Origin of the sequence: Pelosinus fermentans DSM 17108, from assembly GCF_000271485.2 — a bacterium.
Taxonomy (GTDB): Bacteria; Bacillota; Negativicutes; order DSM-13327; family DSM-13327; genus Pelosinus; species Pelosinus fermentans.
Genome location: NZ_AKVN02000001.1, coordinates 379,101 through 394,496, shown reverse-complemented (window position 1 = coordinate 394,496; position 15,396 = coordinate 379,101). Strand labels below are relative to the sequence as shown.

Sequence of the window (15,396 nt, the reverse complement as noted above, 5' to 3'; positions counted from 1 at the left end):
TCGTTAGTATCTGCTTTTCGCCAAAAGATAGAGAAAGTACGGCGCGCCGACGATCGCCACCATGATGCCGGTAGGAATTCCCGCGGGCTGAGCCACCATCCGCGCGATGGTATCTGCCGCCGAAACCAATACTGCTCCCGCAAGTGCACAGGTAGGCAGCAGAATCCGATGTCTCGGTCCTACAAGCCGCCGCGCCAGATGAGGCGCGATCAACCCCACAAAGCTGATGCTGCCGCTGACCGCTACGCAAGAGGCCGCCAGCGCGACCGAGGCAGCAAGCAGCCTGCGCCGTTCCCGCTCTACCGTCGCGCCCAGACTGTAAGCTACATCATCCCCCAGATTCAGCACATCCAGCACGCGGGATTTAGACAGTACATAGGGGATTAAGAGCAGCAGCCACGGCAGCAGGGTCAGCACGAATTTCCAGTTGCTTGCCCAGATGCTCCCTGCCTGCCATGTCGCCACAAAGTCAAACTGGGTGTCAGCCAGCTTGACCACCAGCACGGTGGTCAAAGAAGAAAGTCCCGCCTGCACTGCCACACCGGTTAAAATCAGGCGCAGAGGCGCGATGCCTTCTCCTTTTTTGAAGGCCAGCACATAGATGATACCTGCCGTTGCGCCTGCACCAAACAGCGCCAGAAATGGCAGAGTGAATACCGACAGGAAGGAATGCGTCTCGAAGAACAGCACGTACAAGATAACCATCAGTCCTGCGCCCGCATTAATACCGAGCAGGCCTGGATCAGCCAGCGCATTTTTTGCGACGCCCTGTATGATGCAGCCGGATAGCGCGAGACCTGCCCCCACTAGAATGGAAACCACAATACGGGGCAGCCGGAAATCGAATAAAATGAGATTTTCTCTGGCCGTACCGCCGCCGAACAAAGTGCGCAGCGTATCTGACGGAGGCAGTTTCGTGTATCCGGTGTTCATGCTGATGATAAAGGAAAGTAGGAGCAGCGCCGCGCAGCCGACGACAATGGCCGTGTTGCGCAAAGCAATTTTTCTTTTATAGGCTTCGTTTTTTTTCAGTTGGTTCATCATCACAGTGCCATCCTTTGCTTATGAACAAGATACAAAAAGAAAGGAACGCCGACAAGTCCAATCAGCGCGCCGATGGGGGTTTCAAAAGGCGGGTTGAGCGTTCGCGCACCCAAATCGGCCAGCACCATGAGCAGCGCACCCAACACCGCTGAGGAAGGGATAACCCAGCGGTAATCCACGCCTACAAAATACCGTGCCAGATGGGGGATGATAAGGCCCACAAACCCCACAGCGCCCACAACGGAAACGGAAGCGCCCGCCAGTATCAGTACGATCAGGAAGCACAGTACACTGCCCACCGTCGTATTCAGCCCCAATCCCTTGGCTACATCCTCGCCAAGGCTCAGCAGAGAAACAGAGCGGGCAATGGCGATGGCTCCCAAGAGCGCGCCAAGTATCCACGGCGCCATAATCCTAATTTGCTCCCAGTTAGAACCGGCCACTCCGCCTGCCGTCCAGAACATCATATCCTGGGCCACGCCGAAGTATAGGGCGATGCCCTGGCTGAGCGCTGCCAGCAGCGCGCTGACAGCGGCACCTGCTAATACCAGCCGTATGGGGGTAGCGCCCCCGCGCCGCAGGGAAGCAATGCCTCCTACCAGCGCCGCGCCAAATGCCGCGCCCAAAAAGGAAAAAAGAATGATCTGCATATATACCAGATCCGGAAAGAAGGCAAAGCAGATGGACAAGGCAAAACCCGCCCCGGCGTTCAGACCCATCAGCCCGGAATCCGCCATGGGATTTCTGGTCACGCCCTGCATAATGGCTCCCGCTACGGCGAAAGCAGCACCAACTAAGGCGCTTGCAATGACGCGTGGCAGGCGGAGGTCAACGATAATTAAATGCTGGGTATTCTTCTCGTCAAAGCGAAACAGGGCGTCCCATACCGAGGACAGCGGAATTTCCGCCGCACCCTTGGTGATGGAAAACGCCATGAGCAGGATCAGCAGCCCGGCCCCCGCTATGATAATGAACCACGCTGTCCACGCGTGACTTTTTTTTCTGATTTGAATCGGCGGTTTGTTTGTCTGATTCATTCTGGTGGCTCCTCCCTTCTGCTACGCCCCGGCCTGTGTCTGGTATCGCTCCAGCATATCCACCGCCTTCGTGCAAAATCCAGGAAAAACAAACCTTTATTAAACGGTCATATTGTGTTTTTTCATTACTACTCTGAAAATATCTGCATCAGTCTGTCAGCGGTAATCCGCATGGCAAGAGGTCCAAATGTATTAAGAGAGTCATCAAAATAGAGTACCTGTCCATTTTTTACTGCGCCTAATGACTGCCATACAGAAGAAGATTCCTGAGCTTTCACAAATGTTTGTGCATTTTGGACAGAGTCCTGAAAAACGATATAGTCCGGCTTCATCTCAGCGACAGCCTCTAAGGATAAGGTTTGATAATGATCCGGATAACCAGCTGGCTTAGCAATTCCAAAAGTTTCGTAATACTCCTTAGTACCCCGTGAAATGAATGATTTTCCATCCGTGCGGAAAAGGGCAATGGTTTTGCCCTTATGTTTACTCAACTTACTCTTTGCGGAAGAAATGACTGTCTCTGTTTCTTTGATGAAGTCTTGGGCAAAGGCTTCTTTCCCGACAATTTCAGCGCAGGCTAATGTCTGGTCCTGCCAAGAGGCATTAAAATCCACTTGAATGATAGGAGCAATCTGCACCAGTTGGTCATACATTTGAGCTAAATGACCTTGCCCTTTGAATGTAACAATGACATCCGGTTTTGCCGCTAAAATTGCCTCTAAATTCAAATCCCGGGCACTGCCTAAGTCCATAATGTCGGCAGTTCCTGCATAGGATTTAAGGGTTTCCCATTCTTTCAAAGCCTTCATCGCATTCCCCGTCGAAGCCCCCATAGACGCAATGGGAGGCGTCCCCAGGGCAAAAAAGTACTCCAAATATAAGGAGTGAAGAATTGCTATCCTTTGCGGTTGTTTTGCTAAAACAACTTTATTCCCTGCTGCGTCTGTAATTGTCCTCGGCCACGCGCCTTTTTTCGCGTCATTGCCGCTCACTGACTGCGGTGTGCTCACAGCAGTCTCAGGGGTTCCGGCGCAGCCAGTCAGCAGCCCTGTCAAAAGCACGAGTGAGACGATAAGTCCCATTAGTCTTTTCATTCTAACTCCTCCAATAGGGTTATGGTTTAGAAATGCATGGTTGCCGACAGCTTAACGGTGCGGGGACCGCCTAATGTGGCGAAGCCTTCCATGCTGAAAGCACCTGCCCAGTATTGTTTGTCAAACAGGTTTTCCACACTGAGCCGGTAGGTAACCGGGACGTTCTTGATCTCGGTTTTGTAGCGCGCGCCGATGTCATAGCGCACCCAGCTCGGTAGTTTGATGGTGTTGGCATTGTCAATGTACTGGGAATCGGTATATACCGCCCGCAGTGAAAGCGTTAAATCATGATTCCACGGCGTGTCCCATTCGACGCCGGCATTCATCGACCATTTGGGTACGCCAAAGGGGGTGTTGCCTTTAGTTGCGGCCGCGGTTGCATTGTTTATTTCAGCCTTAAGATAGCTGATGCCGCCCAACAAGCGCAGGTTCTTGCCTATTTCGCCAAAAGTGCTCCATTCAACGCCGCGGCTTTCCTGTTCGCCGTCATAGGTCTGGGTTTTTTCATTTAGGCTATTTGTGACAACCATTGTGTTGGGCCGGTTGATTTGAAATAAAGACAGCGTATTGGCGAATTTCCCTTTATCCCATTTGACGCCGATTTCTTTTTGTTTACTGGTATACGGCGCCATTAACTGACCGGAGTTGGTATAGCCTAAGGTGGCTCCGACCTCCGCTCCGGGGGAAAGTGCTTCAATGTAGTTGCCATAAAGCGCAACCGAGTTGCCCCAGGGTTTGACTACAAAGCCGACTAGCGGCAGCGTTTTATCCGCATCATGCTGTGCAATCCGGGCTCCAGTGGTGGCGTTAAAACTTTTCGTGTTCACACTGTGCCGGCTTACCCCTAACGTTAACTGCACCTTTTCTTCATTGAAGGAAAGTGTGTCAGCTAAAAGATAACTGGACAGATTCGTGGTAGACGTCTTCCCGCCTTTGCCCTTCCAGGCCACACTATTAAAATAGTTGGCGAATGAGAACGAGTCATCATAAATACTGATGGGGAGACCGCTCATGTAAGGAGTAGTGACATAACGGTTGAACGTGCTGGAATACTCATTATCGAGAAAGCTGGAGCTTAAGGCCAATTGATGCTTGACCGAACCGGTCTGGTAAGTGCCGCGCAGTCCCAGTTCGGCTGAAGTGGCGTCGTTCCAGAAGTTTTGTTTAAAGAGATTGCGGGGATAGGCCGTTCCGTCGGCTTGGACAAGTAAAATATGATTGCCGTTGATGAAGCCTGTGGCCCTGGAGGCAGCTTTGCCGAAGCCGGCGTAGGCGGTTAGGTTGTCCTTAATGTCATATTCACCTTTAAACAGAATCCCGTTATTCCGGGCAGCGCCCGAGGTGCCTTTAAACAGATTGGTTGAACCATGAGGTGCTTTAATAGTATTGCTTTGCAGCTGATACATGGAAATGAGGCCGTTTTCATAGTTCTCCTGGAAACCGTAAGCATCCAGAGACAGCCGCCAGCGGTCGTGGCGGTAATCCACGCCCAGGGAGCCCAGCAGTCGTTCCTTCGACTGGCTGTCAGTTTCGGTGTCACCATCCGCGTACAGACCATTGAAACGAATGCCCCATTCTTTGTTTTTTCCGAAGCGTCGGCCAATGTCGAGATGCCCTCCAAAGTGGGATGAAGAAGTATAACTTGTCGTAAAACTGGTGACGTCCTCTTCACCAGCTCGTTTGGGCATCAGGTTGATCGACCCGCCCACCGAGGCATTCACGCCGCCGTAGAGCAGGGAACTGGGCCCCTTGAGCACTTCCACCCGTTCGAGAAATTCGACAGGAACACGATAATATGGCGCCAGTCCTTGCATGCCGTTAAAATAAAGGTGTTCCATCGCGACGTCCAGGCCGCGGATCTTGTAATATTCAGCGACCTGCCCGGTGGGGGTGGTGAAACGGACAGACGGATCGTTGATGAGTACGTCGTACAGCGTATTGGCCTGCTGATCTTCCATGATCTGGGACGTATAGCTGGTGACGTTAAAAGGTGTATCCATAAAATCTTTGTTGCCCAGTACGCCAAGATTGGCGCCGCGGGCCACCTGTCCACCAGCGTAGGCCGGGGACAAAGTTTCACGGCTGGCAGTCACTTCAACTCCTTCCAGGATGAATTCCCCCTGACCAGCAGTCGCTTTAGCGGAAGAGATCGGTTGAGTATCGGTCTGGCTGGTAGTAGTAACTATTTCTGCCGTATCCTCAGCATAGACAATTGCCGATGTATTCCAGAGCAGGCTGCTGCCAACCAGGGCGTAAAGCAGGCGGTTTTTGGCAGGGAACAATGTTTTCTTCATTGGTGTCAACTCCTTTACTGGTGGAAATGCATTGCCACATAGCTGCTTTCAGCCACAAGACCGTAAGTCATTGAGCTTCAAGGCCCTGCGCAAAACTAGTACTTATAGAATACCAAGTAAAAAAGTTTGAGTAAATGGACAGAGTTCCAAATAAAAAAGTGGCGTAAATGATCATCATTCCAAGTAAAAAGGCTGAATAAATGGACAGAATTCCAAAACATCATATTTTTATTCCAGAGATGGCTGAGAATACAAACGATTTTTCCACGAATATCATGGCAGTACAGTTTGTCGAAAGGTTTGACATCCAATACCAAACTCATTATAATAATGATAATCAATATCATTATTATAATGCAACTTATATTTATAATAAAGTAGATATGTTATTTTATCGCCTATGACAATTTATAAAAGCATAAAGCCGGGAAAATTTAATAAATCCTGAATTTATAGAGCAGGACCGCAGGTAAACTGGGAGGATGGAAGATGCACGTAGATATCAATCAACTGGCGGGAAACTTTTCCCGAATCGAATTCCAAATCATTGATGTGATCAGAGCGAGCGTGCCGCCGGGGAAAAAATGTTTTGGTGTCTTCACTCCGCCGTTCTCGGGTCTGATTTTTCCCATAAAAGGGCGGGCGAGGATGTCCTTTGACGGTGTGCCTTATGAGATGGAGCCAGGGAAAATTTTTCACGGCGGTCCCAATATCGCTCTGGACAAAGAGGTTGTGGGATGCGCTAAGTGGGATTATATGATCATCCATTATCAGGTTGACGACAATGCCAAAATCGACTTTCCCCAGGCCTTTTCCCATTATCAGATTAATTCGGGTTACAGCACCCGCATTAATGATTTGCTGCACCGCCTATATAACGTCTGCATAACGCCGGGCAATTTGTCCGCCCTGCAGGCCAAATTGCTGTTTTTCAGCATTCTGGATGAAAGTTTGACCTGCGCTGACGGTCGTCACAGCGAATGGGGCCGGGAATTGGTGGAACAAGCCGTAGAATATATGAAGGCTCACTACATGGAACCACTTACAGTAGCCAAATTGGCTGGCCAGTATGGCTTAAACAGCAAACAGTTCTCCTATCTGTTTCAAAAGCATACCGGTATGGCACCCCTTGAATATTTGATTGAACACCGATTGCGGCGCGCCCGGGAACTATTGTGCACCACAGCTCGCTCAATATCGGAAATTTCGTCTTGCATAGGTTACTCTGACCCTTATTATTTCAGTAAGTTATTTAAAAAGCGTACAGGCTTTTGCCCCACTACACTGCGCGGAAATTTCGTCTCGCGTAAGGTACTCTGATCCCCTGTTATTTCAATCAATTACTTAACTTTCCCACTAGTAGGCTGCTACAATAGCTGTTTTTAGGATTACAAACCAGGATCGCCGTTTATTCATCATAATGAATAGACGGCGATCCTCTAGAAATACTTTTATTCGAATAGTTCTTTAACATTCTTTAATTCTGTACGAATTGGAATGCCTTGGGGACAATGGCTTTCACATTTACCGCATTCTACACATTTCGATGCGGGAGCTGTAAGGCTCGAGCGAAGCTCATAGGTTTTCTTTGCCGCAGGAGTGGCATCAAAAACCCAATGATCATTATAGGAGGAAAAACATCCAGGAATATTGATGCCTGCAGGACAAGGCATGCAGTATGCACAGCCTGTACAGTTCACTTTTATTCTTTGTTCGAAGAGATTCTTTACTTTATCGACGATATCCAGTTCTTTGGTTGTCAGTGAGTTGGCCTCTGCTTCTTGAGCTACTTTTATATTTTCTGTAACATGATCCATAGTCGTCATACCACTTAAGACAACAGAGACTCCCGGGTGGTTCCATACCCATCGTAAGCCCCATTCCGCCGGTGTTCTTTTCACATCTGCTTTATCAATGATCTCGATTGCTTCTTTGGGGAGATTTACAATATTACCGCCTCTTAGGGGTTCCATAATGACAATTCCTAAACCTTTTTTCGCTGCATATTCTAAGCCTTCCCTGCCGGCCTGGTATTTCTCATCTAAATAGTTATATTGAATCTGGCAGAACGACCAATCGTAATAATCCACGATTTCTTTAAACAGCCCGATCTGATCATGAAAAGAAAATCCTGCATATTTGATTCTTCCATCTTTAATCGCTTGCTCTAAAAACTCACTAACGCCAGCTTCTTTTACTACAGGCCAAACATTTTCATTCAGTGAATGTACTAAATAAAAATCAATAGAATCTGTCTCAAGGCGCTCCAATTGTTCATTCAAGTACTTATCCATATCTTCTCTTGTTTTAATTAACCAGCTGGGAAGCTTCGTCGCTAACTTAACCTTCTGTCTGTAACCGTCCTTTAAGGCTCTGGCAACAAAAAGCTCGCTGGCTCCACCACGAGTAAAACCAGTACCATGATAAGGATAAGCAGTATCGATATAATTTACACCGGCATCAATAGCATGCCTTATCATGTTGGTTGCTTTCTCCTCATCAATATTCGTTGGATCGTTACCAATAATAGGAAGCCTCATACAGCCAAACCCTAAAGCAGAAACCATTTCCTTGGTTTTACCAAACTTTCTGTACAACAAGATAATTCCTCCCTTATTTTTCGAATACCCATTTAAAACTAGAATTATATTGAAGATCAACGGCAAAATTAGATTGGTTTTTCATTACCGTTTGATTGCATCCCAGATTGCGTCCACTCCTGCATCGATGGTTGCTCCATCCAGCTTAACCTTACCAAATAACTTAAGTTTAACAAGAGAGATCGTTGATCCATAAGCAAGAGTGCTTAGCATTTCCATTGGAAGTTCTTTCAGTAATTTTTCATCTTTGGCACGTTCAAACAAATGATTGACTGGTGCAAACATGCGTAAGCCTTCTTCCCGGGTGGCAGCAGTAATAAGGGGAGAATTTGCATACTGCTCCATAAAAATCAATTCTGCGGGATTTTCAATAAAATAATCAACAATATTACGTAACAGCACTAAAAAACTTGCGTGAACATCCCGGCTCGCTGAATAATTTCCCAGGGTATGCTGGGCAAGACGAGTCTTAACATCAATATACAAATCGTTGATCAAATCTTCTTTACTGGAAAAGTAACGGTAAATGGTACCTACGCCAATATTTGCTCTTTGAGCAATTTGTGACATCGGGGAACCTTGAAACCCTTGCTCAGATAATAGTCCAAGTGCGGCTTGCAGCACAGCTGCTTTTTTATTCTGTACTTTTTCTTTCATTGTATTCTCCAAAAATAAAGTTTAATATTTTAGGAATGAATATTCATTCCGTTTTGTATGACTCATTTTACTAAAGAAGATTTTTCCTGTCAAGTCTATCCAGTAAATCAAATAAACATTTCTTTCCAGTTTATTGTTTTTATGCTTTTTTAAAAAAGAGACTCACGTTTATAAACATGAGTCGACACTTTCTAAATATAAGGATAACCCTGCTGCCAGATTGATTCTACTGCCCGAAGAAAACCAGCAATGCTCTTACTGGTTACTCCCCAACTGCAACGCCTTGCTTCCAGCTGCTAAAGGATTTTTCAATCAGTTTTAAGGCATAGTTTATTCCCAATCCCATAATGGCTAACCCCACAATGCCTGCATACATATCAGGGATATTAAACGTTTCCTGGGAATATAAGATTAAATATCCCAATCCAGAGGTAGCACCGATCATTTCTGCTGCAACAAGGGACATAACGCAGTAAGATCCTCCTAAGCGAATCCCTGTGAAAATATCAGGAGCTGCCGCCGGTAATATAACCCGTAAGAAAATAAATTTTTGTGACGCTCCCATGGATTTAGCCGATTGTACCAGTAATGTATCCACATTTTTGACGCCATTAATGGTATTTAATAAAATAGGCCACAGAGAAGCCCAAAAGATAATAATGGTCTTGGAAAGCTCGCCCACTCCAAATAAAAGAATAAACACAGGAAAAAGCGCAAACGCCGACATTTGCCTAAAAGACTGAAACAAAGCATCTAAATAGCCTTCAATCTTTTTGAAATAACCAATAAATAACCCGAAAATCATACCAAAAGAAACAGCAACTGCCATGCCCACCAAAGCTCTTTGGAGACTGATTAATAGATGCTTAAGCAGATCCCCGCTTTTTAGCAGGGCTATTAGTGCAGATACGACTGCCGATGGCGGACTTAAATAGGTAGAATTGACCCAACCTGCCCGGGGCGCCAGTTCCCATAATGCAATAAATAAGATTAGGCCGATCGTCTTTTCCAAAGAACCGGTAAAGAAATTAGCCAATTTTCTCATTGTGTCCACCTATCCTTTTTTGAATCATGTCTTTAAATTTTTGTTGCAGTGAAATAATAGGCTGAACCATTATCCTTCCCGGATCGTTTTCTATACTTTCTTGCAATCCCTGGGCTTTCGTAACTTCATCTTTAATCAGACTCCAGGCATATTGTCTGATTTGAGCAAACTCAGATGAATTGCGAATCTCTTCTGAGCGGGGCCGCGGCAAGGAAACATCAATAATTTCTTTTACTTTGCCTGGTCTTGCTGTCATTACGGCTACACGATCAGAGAGCAAAATTGCCTCATCAATGCTATGAGTAATGAAGACAATGGTTTTTTTATCAGCTTCCCAAATTCGAATTAGCTCCAGCTGCAGGGTTTCTCTTGTTTGCGCATCCAAGGCAGCAAAGGGTTCGTCCATCAGCATGATATCCGGTTGATAAGCCAGTACACGGGCAATGGCGACCCTTTGCTTCATTCCGCCTGACAGTTGATGGGGGTAACGATTGGCGAAAGCTGTCAAACCAACCATTGCTAAGTAATACCTGGCAATTTCCTCCCGTTCCTTTTTCTCTAATCCACGAATTTGCAGTCCGATCTCCACATTTTCCAGAACTGTACGCCAGGGGAAAAGTGCATATCCCTGAAAGACCATGCCACGGTCAAAACTTCTATCACTTACTGGCTCACTATCAATCAATATTTGTCCGCCATCTTGTTTATCCAACCCGGCTAGCATGTTTAGAAAGGTAGATTTACCGCAGCCACTAGGTCCTAGTATCGAAAGAAACTCTCCCTCACGGACCTGCAAGTTAAAATCATCCAAGACCGTTAATTTTGTCTTTTTTCCAAAATCATTGTTTACTTGAAATTGGCGATGAATCTTGCTAGCTTGTATTTTACTCATGGTAGACTTCTCACCTTTCTACTGTAATTTATTTTTTATAGTTAGGATTGTACTCATTGGTATAAATTTGTTCTAGTTTAACCTGACCCGGTGTCAGCTTATTGACTTCAACCAATCTGTCAATCCAATATTGCACTCCTGCTTCTGGTACCAGCTGATCTTCTGAAAAATTATAAAGTTCCACTTGATCCGCTTTCATATTAAAGCGCTTAGCCATAATATCTTTTGCTTCCTGAGGATGTGCATTACTCCATTTAGCCGTTTTAATTAGAATTTCCGTTAATTCCTTTACTGCTTCGGGATGTTCTTTCAGGAATTTACCATTCACGGAATAAGGGCACATACCGCTGAGGCCTTGGTCAATATCATAATCGCTGAATAACATTTTAAATTTAGGATCATTGCTGGCACGTCCTGAAGCAGGCGGATGAATAATAGCAATATCTGTGTGTCCTTCTGCCAATGCCATTTCATGCTGGTCATCCGGTGCTGTTTTGAAATTAATACTGCTGGGATCGCCGCCATTTTCTTGCAGATACTTTTTCGTTACATATTCGGCGCAGGCCCCAAAACTGTTAAGGCCAATGGTTTTCCCGTTAAAGTCTTTGATTGATTTAATATCAGAGTCCGCACGAACAAAGTATTTCATATGAGGCCACTGTTTGGTGGAGCTGCTGCCAGAGGTAAAAATCTTAATGTCTGCACCGCTGGCAATGGCCGCAATAACAACGGGGGTATGCCTGGTGGCAACATCAATTGAACCATTTACCAGTGAAGGGATTACTTGTCCAGCGCCCATTTTTCCTACAAACTTAGGCCGAACGTTAGCGTCTTTGAAATATCCTAATTCATCTGCTAAATAGATATAATCAAAATAAACAAGTTCTGGATACTTGAATTCTACCACCTCTTTGGCAGAATTTGCCACTGACGGCTGTGTCGTATTACTACTGCCGCAACCTGCTGCCACTACTGCAACCACCATCATAGTAACTAGTAAAATTAGTGCTTTAACTTTTTTAACAATCATTTCCTCATTCCTTTCTTTTTCTAAGGCAAATCAAAAAAGGCTAAAGAAGCGCATGAGTACGCATCTTTAGCCTTCATTTATTATGACCAGCTTAGATTAAATCATCCTATGTTCATTAATTTAATGATTAGCTGTTTTTTCCCCTGCTAATCAAAATTAATTATGAACTTAATCATGCCATATGTTTATTATTATTGTCAAGTACAAAATAAATACTTTCTGCCATCTTTAAGCATAAGGCTGCTAAAAGTAATCTGAAAAATAAAGCGTTTGCTGAGAAATCGCATCTTCCAGCATCTTAACGGTTTCCAAGCTGCAGGAAAGGCGGCCTATCTTATGAAGATAGCTGGGACTTTTATAACTGAGCAACATGGTTGTCATGGTTTGGATATCGATCCGGGATTTGCTGCGCTCTCCCACCCGCGCCACCTCACCTTTTCCATTAGGATGAATACATATGGTAAAGGTTCCTTGATTCCACGGCAGCAGGGGATCGTCAAGGGTAAACGTCCATACACGTTTCTCAGTATTAGGCTTAAAGGGATATTGCGTAATAAACTGCTCCAAATCTACAATTCGAGCCATGTAATAAGGGGAAATCGTTTCTTTGATATCCCCATCTTCCAGTAGAAAAGCTAACGGTTCATCCGTATAAATATTGCCTACAACCTTTGAAATCATAGAAAAGTGAGCGCTGATAAAATTCCACAGTCCGCTGCGGGCTTCTTCATTAATGAATATCATATCTTTAATGTGAAACACTTCATCTGAAATCCAGTAAAGCACATACCCATCAGGCTGCCTGTTTTCATTGTAATAAATTGCGGCTGTCAGATCATCCGTATCCCACCGCCAATATTCATCCCAGGCTAACTCGTTGCGCAGCATCGCTCCATGGCTTTGATAGGCAAAACGTTCATAAACTGCCTTTAAGTCATTATTTTCAATATCAATGCGTTCAACCTCTCCGAACACTTGTTTATTTTTTGGCAATTGATAATCCTTGACTTCAAATGTTATTTTATCTGAAATAATTTCCCACCCCTTGCGGCGGTAGTAAGGGATCGAATAAGGGTACAAGTAAGAAATCGACTGTTTCTTATCCCGCATATTTGCCAGTGCCTGGCGGAGCAGCTTATGCATCAAGCCCTGATTGGAGTATTCGGGAAAGGTTCCAACCCCCGTAAGCCCTCCCATATCATAAATCGCATTGAAAATTCTCACTTGAAAAGGATAGACAGCCACCTGAGACACCAGTTTTTCTCCATCAAACCATCCAAGAACATCCGCTTGTTCCAGCACCGGAGATTTAGCAAGGATTATATCTCTTTCTTTCCAGCCTATCCTGTGTAAATCATTATCAGTCACCTGAAAAACATACCGCAGCAGTTGATTATATTGCTCTAAATGTTCTACGCCAACCTTTTTTATTTTCAATCTTTTTTCTCGACTCATAAGAACCCGCCTTCACTGCATTAAACTTTGGAATTTTTCTCATTTTAAACCATAGCCGGTTTTAAGTCATTGTATCGAGTCACACCTCGTCATGTTCAAAAATCTTTTTTTTGAAACCGATTATTTATAGAATATCCCTAAAGCGATTTTGCCATTCTATCCTACCGCATTTTTTGTATGGAACATGAAGAGCGCCATTAAGAAGGTTCTCTTATAGACTACATACCGAAGCTTCTTTCACTCTTTGAGCAGGGAAGGATTTTTGTAGTAATAGAAGAAGTAGTTGATGGAATGCTTTTATCGATAAGGAGGCAAATTCATGAGAGCTATCGTGAGTAAATCAATCCTCTCATGGTTTCCTTCTTTGGAGCAGATTCGCCAATAGGCTGCTGATCTGACTCAGCAGCAAGCGGACTTTCGTAAAAATACGAGAGTCCGCTTATTTTATCCTGAAGCTATATTAATTTGAAGGAATACGCAGCCTGTTATATGAATAATATTAAATAAGATTATTCATATTTAATATTATTCATATAACATAAGGAGGTCACCATGGCACATAAGGTACCGTTGGATATTGTATCGGGATTTTTAGGAGCTGGCAAGACAACATTGTTATTAAAGCTGCTAAAGGAGCGTACTACAAATGAGAAACTATTCATCTTAGAAAATGAATATGGTAAAGCTGGGATTGACGGCACACTGCTATCAGTAAGCAACGCCAAAATTGAAGAAATCTATTCAGGGTGTATCTGCTGTTCGTTAAAGGGTGAATTTACAAATGTGTTACAGCAAGCAATTTCTGAAATAAAACCGGAAAGAATTTTAATCGAGCCGACGGGGATAGGAAAGTTATCTGAGGTGCTTCAGATTGTGAAGCAGCCTTGTTTTCATGATGTTATAAGCCTTGATCACGTTATAACAGTAGTTGATGTCCATCATGCCCATTCTTTTTTAGTAAATTTCGGCGAATTTTATAAAGATCAAATTGCTTATGCACAAACAATTGTCTGCAGCAAAACCCAAGACGTTTCACCCCAGGAAATTGAAGAAGTCGTAAAAATGATTCGTCGGTATAATGCTTCAGCGAGGATTACAACGACTCCTTGGAATCAGTTATCGATTCAGCAGATTTTAGCAAAAGATCCGTTATATGAAAACCAAATTGCTAGTGAACCTGCCAGCAATATAAGGAAAAGATTTTCCTCAGGCGCAAAACAACCACAAGCTCTAAATCATGTGAAGAGACATTCGGGAGCAGAAACTTTTCAGAATGTTTCCTGGAAAGGTTCTCGCGTATTTTCTGTTTCAATATTAAAGAAAATGTTAGACCATATAAGCACAGGACAATACGGTCAGATTGTGCGAGCCAAAGGGCTCGTTGCGGGGGAAAAAAGTTGGTTTCATTTTGAATATGTTAATGGCAGATGGGAATATAAGTCGGCAAAACCACATACCATTGGCCAGGCTGTATTTATTGGTCAAAATTTACTTTCAGAGCAGTTATTAAAAACATTAGAGGGACATAATGCTGAAAGTGGTTGACATCGTTCAGGGATTTCTTGGTTCGGGGAAAACGTCTCTGATCAATCATCTCATTCAACATGTTTTTGAGGATGAGACGATTCTGGTTATTTTGACGGAATGGGGCAAAACACAGGTCAATGAAATAGGTTCCAGAGCGATAACGTACTCATGGAATTGGGAGCAAGGATTCCCCTTAGATGAAGTTCAACGTATGGTTAAAATAGGGGATAGGCAAAGGATTATTTTTGAAGTAAATGGCTTTGCCTCTGGACAAGAACTCATGAATGTTTTAACTCAATTGGCAAAAGACGGACATATTTCATTAGGAGCAAGTATGGCAGTGTTTAATGGAACAACATATAATGCAATCGGTAAACCTTTGGAAGACATCTTTCGCCAAATAGCTTTAGAAAGCGAGGGTTTTTGGATTACTGAGTCTAACCCTGATTTATATAAATGGCTGTCTTCAATAAAGCCAGATAGCTGCAAAACTACAGGCAGTGATTGGGACAATTGGTACACCAGAATTTTGAAAGGGCAAAAAAAAACAATTGTGCAGCAACTTGCCCCCTATGTTACGTGCCTTACGGTTATTTATTTAATCTACTTTTATCTATTACGACTAACAAGATGATGGTATGCAAAAATAGGACAAAGAATCTACTTCTTCCTCCAACGTACTCAGAATTGCTGCTTATTGTTCATTTGTAGGCTAAAGTAC

General features: G+C 44.3%; 14 protein-coding genes. 4 read left to right on the top strand and 10 right to left on the bottom strand.

What is annotated here, in order from left to right; translation table 11 throughout:
* Window positions 1–3: 3 nt before the first annotated feature.
* The 4 genes from FR7_RS01860 to FR7_RS01845 form a co-directional block, all read right to left on the bottom strand.
* The gene (locus tag FR7_RS01860) at window positions 4–1,044 is read right to left on the bottom strand and encodes a FecCD family ABC transporter permease (RefSeq protein WP_007938232.1); all 1,041 of its coding nucleotides are present in this window, start codon (window positions 1,042–1,044) and stop codon (window positions 4–6) included.
* On the bottom strand, window positions 1,044–2,081 hold the full coding sequence (locus tag FR7_RS01855) for a FecCD family ABC transporter permease (protein WP_007938231.1): 1,038 nt from the start codon (window positions 2,079–2,081) through the stop codon (window positions 1,044–1,046). Before FR7_RS01855 ends, FR7_RS01860 begins: the two co-directional genes overlap by 1 nt.
* Before the next feature lie 128 nt (window positions 2,082–2,209).
* On the bottom strand, window positions 2,210–3,175 hold the full coding sequence (locus FR7_RS01850; RefSeq protein ID WP_007938230.1) for an ABC transporter substrate-binding protein: 966 nt from the start codon (window positions 3,173–3,175) through the stop codon (window positions 2,210–2,212).
* A gap of 26 nt (window positions 3,176–3,201) precedes the next feature.
* The gene (locus tag FR7_RS01845; RefSeq protein WP_007938229.1) at window positions 3,202–5,469 is read right to left on the bottom strand and encodes a TonB-dependent receptor; all 2,268 of its coding nucleotides are present in this window, start codon (window positions 5,467–5,469) and stop codon (window positions 3,202–3,204) included.
* A gap of 200 nt (window positions 5,470–5,669) precedes the next feature.
* Between FR7_RS01845 and FR7_RS01840 the strand changes: the two genes are divergently transcribed.
* Window positions 5,670–5,873, top strand: a complete 204-nt coding sequence (locus tag FR7_RS01840; protein WP_007938227.1) for a hypothetical protein — start codon at window positions 5,670–5,672, stop codon at window positions 5,871–5,873.
* A gap of 85 nt (window positions 5,874–5,958) precedes the next feature.
* Window positions 5,959–6,789, top strand: coding sequence for a helix-turn-helix domain-containing protein (locus tag FR7_RS01835; protein ID WP_007938219.1), 831 nt, complete (start codon window positions 5,959–5,961; stop codon window positions 6,787–6,789).
* A 131-nt stretch (window positions 6,790–6,920) separates the two neighbouring features.
* On the opposite strand, the gene FR7_RS01830 is transcribed toward FR7_RS01835, so the two are convergent.
* The 6 genes from FR7_RS01830 to FR7_RS01805 form a co-directional block, all read right to left on the bottom strand.
* Window positions 6,921–8,066, bottom strand: a complete 1,146-nt coding sequence (locus FR7_RS01830) for an aldo/keto reductase (protein WP_007938218.1) — start codon at window positions 8,064–8,066, stop codon at window positions 6,921–6,923.
* A gap of 87 nt (window positions 8,067–8,153) precedes the next feature.
* Entirely contained in the window at window positions 8,154–8,726 is a 573-nt protein-coding gene (locus FR7_RS01825; RefSeq protein WP_007938216.1) for a TetR/AcrR family transcriptional regulator, read from the bottom strand.
* A 262-nt stretch (window positions 8,727–8,988) separates the two neighbouring features.
* The gene (locus FR7_RS01820) at window positions 8,989–9,771 is read right to left on the bottom strand and encodes an ABC transporter permease (RefSeq protein WP_007938214.1); all 783 of its coding nucleotides are present in this window, start codon (window positions 9,769–9,771) and stop codon (window positions 8,989–8,991) included.
* A complete protein-coding gene (locus tag FR7_RS01815) occupies window positions 9,755–10,663 on the bottom strand; it encodes an ABC transporter ATP-binding protein (RefSeq protein ID WP_007938212.1) in 909 nt (302 codons plus the stop codon). The genes FR7_RS01820 and FR7_RS01815 overlap by 17 nt, the downstream gene beginning before the upstream one ends.
* 28 nt (window positions 10,664–10,691) lie before the next feature.
* A complete protein-coding gene (locus tag FR7_RS01810) occupies window positions 10,692–11,693 on the bottom strand; it encodes an ABC transporter substrate-binding protein (RefSeq protein ID WP_007938210.1) in 1,002 nt (333 codons plus the stop codon).
* A 243-nt stretch (window positions 11,694–11,936) separates the two neighbouring features.
* Window positions 11,937–13,148, bottom strand: coding sequence for a GNAT family N-acetyltransferase (locus FR7_RS01805; protein WP_007938209.1), 1,212 nt, complete (start codon window positions 13,146–13,148; stop codon window positions 11,937–11,939).
* 552 nt (window positions 13,149–13,700) lie between these two features.
* Here FR7_RS01805 and FR7_RS01800 point away from each other — a divergent pair.
* Together FR7_RS01800 and FR7_RS01795 are read left to right on the top strand one after the other, a co-directional pair.
* A complete protein-coding gene (locus FR7_RS01800) occupies window positions 13,701–14,693 on the top strand; it encodes a CobW family GTP-binding protein (protein ID WP_007938208.1) in 993 nt (330 codons plus the stop codon).
* On the top strand, window positions 14,677–15,309 hold the full coding sequence (locus FR7_RS01795) for a GTP-binding protein (RefSeq protein WP_007938207.1): 633 nt from the start codon (window positions 14,677–14,679) through the stop codon (window positions 15,307–15,309). The genes FR7_RS01800 and FR7_RS01795 overlap by 17 nt, the downstream gene beginning before the upstream one ends.
* Window positions 15,310–15,396 lie beyond the last annotated feature (87 nt).

Coding starts and splice junctions, on each gene's coding strand:
- FR7_RS01860 (WP_007938232.1), bottom strand. CDS start 1,044: ATGATGAACCAACTGAAAAAAAACGAAGCCTATAAAAGAAAAATTGCT.
- FR7_RS01855 (WP_007938231.1), bottom strand. CDS start 2,081: ATGAATCAGACAAACAAACCGCCGATTCAAATCAGAAAAAAAAGTCAC.
- FR7_RS01850 (WP_007938230.1), bottom strand. CDS start 3,175: ATGAAAAGACTAATGGGACTTATCGTCTCACTCGTGCTTTTGACAGGG.
- FR7_RS01845 (WP_007938229.1), bottom strand. CDS start 5,469: ATGAAGAAAACATTGTTCCCTGCCAAAAACCGCCTGCTTTACGCCCTG.
- FR7_RS01840 (WP_007938227.1), top strand. CDS start 5,670: ATGGACAGAATTCCAAAACATCATATTTTTATTCCAGAGATGGCTGAG.
- FR7_RS01835 (WP_007938219.1), top strand. CDS start 5,959: ATGCACGTAGATATCAATCAACTGGCGGGAAACTTTTCCCGAATCGAA.
- FR7_RS01825 (WP_007938216.1), bottom strand. CDS start 8,726: ATGAAAGAAAAAGTACAGAATAAAAAAGCAGCTGTGCTGCAAGCCGCA.
- FR7_RS01820 (WP_007938214.1), bottom strand. CDS start 9,771: ATGAGAAAATTGGCTAATTTCTTTACCGGTTCTTTGGAAAAGACGATC.
- FR7_RS01815 (WP_007938212.1), bottom strand. CDS start 10,663: ATGAGTAAAATACAAGCTAGCAAGATTCATCGCCAATTTCAAGTAAAC.
- FR7_RS01810 (WP_007938210.1), bottom strand. CDS start 11,693: ATGATTGTTAAAAAAGTTAAAGCACTAATTTTACTAGTTACTATGATG.
- FR7_RS01805 (WP_007938209.1), bottom strand. CDS start 13,148: ATGAGTCGAGAAAAAAGATTGAAAATAAAAAAGGTTGGCGTAGAACAT.
- FR7_RS01800 (WP_007938208.1), top strand. CDS start 13,701: ATGGCACATAAGGTACCGTTGGATATTGTATCGGGATTTTTAGGAGCT.
- FR7_RS01795 (WP_007938207.1), top strand. CDS start 14,677: ATGCTGAAAGTGGTTGACATCGTTCAGGGATTTCTTGGTTCGGGGAAA.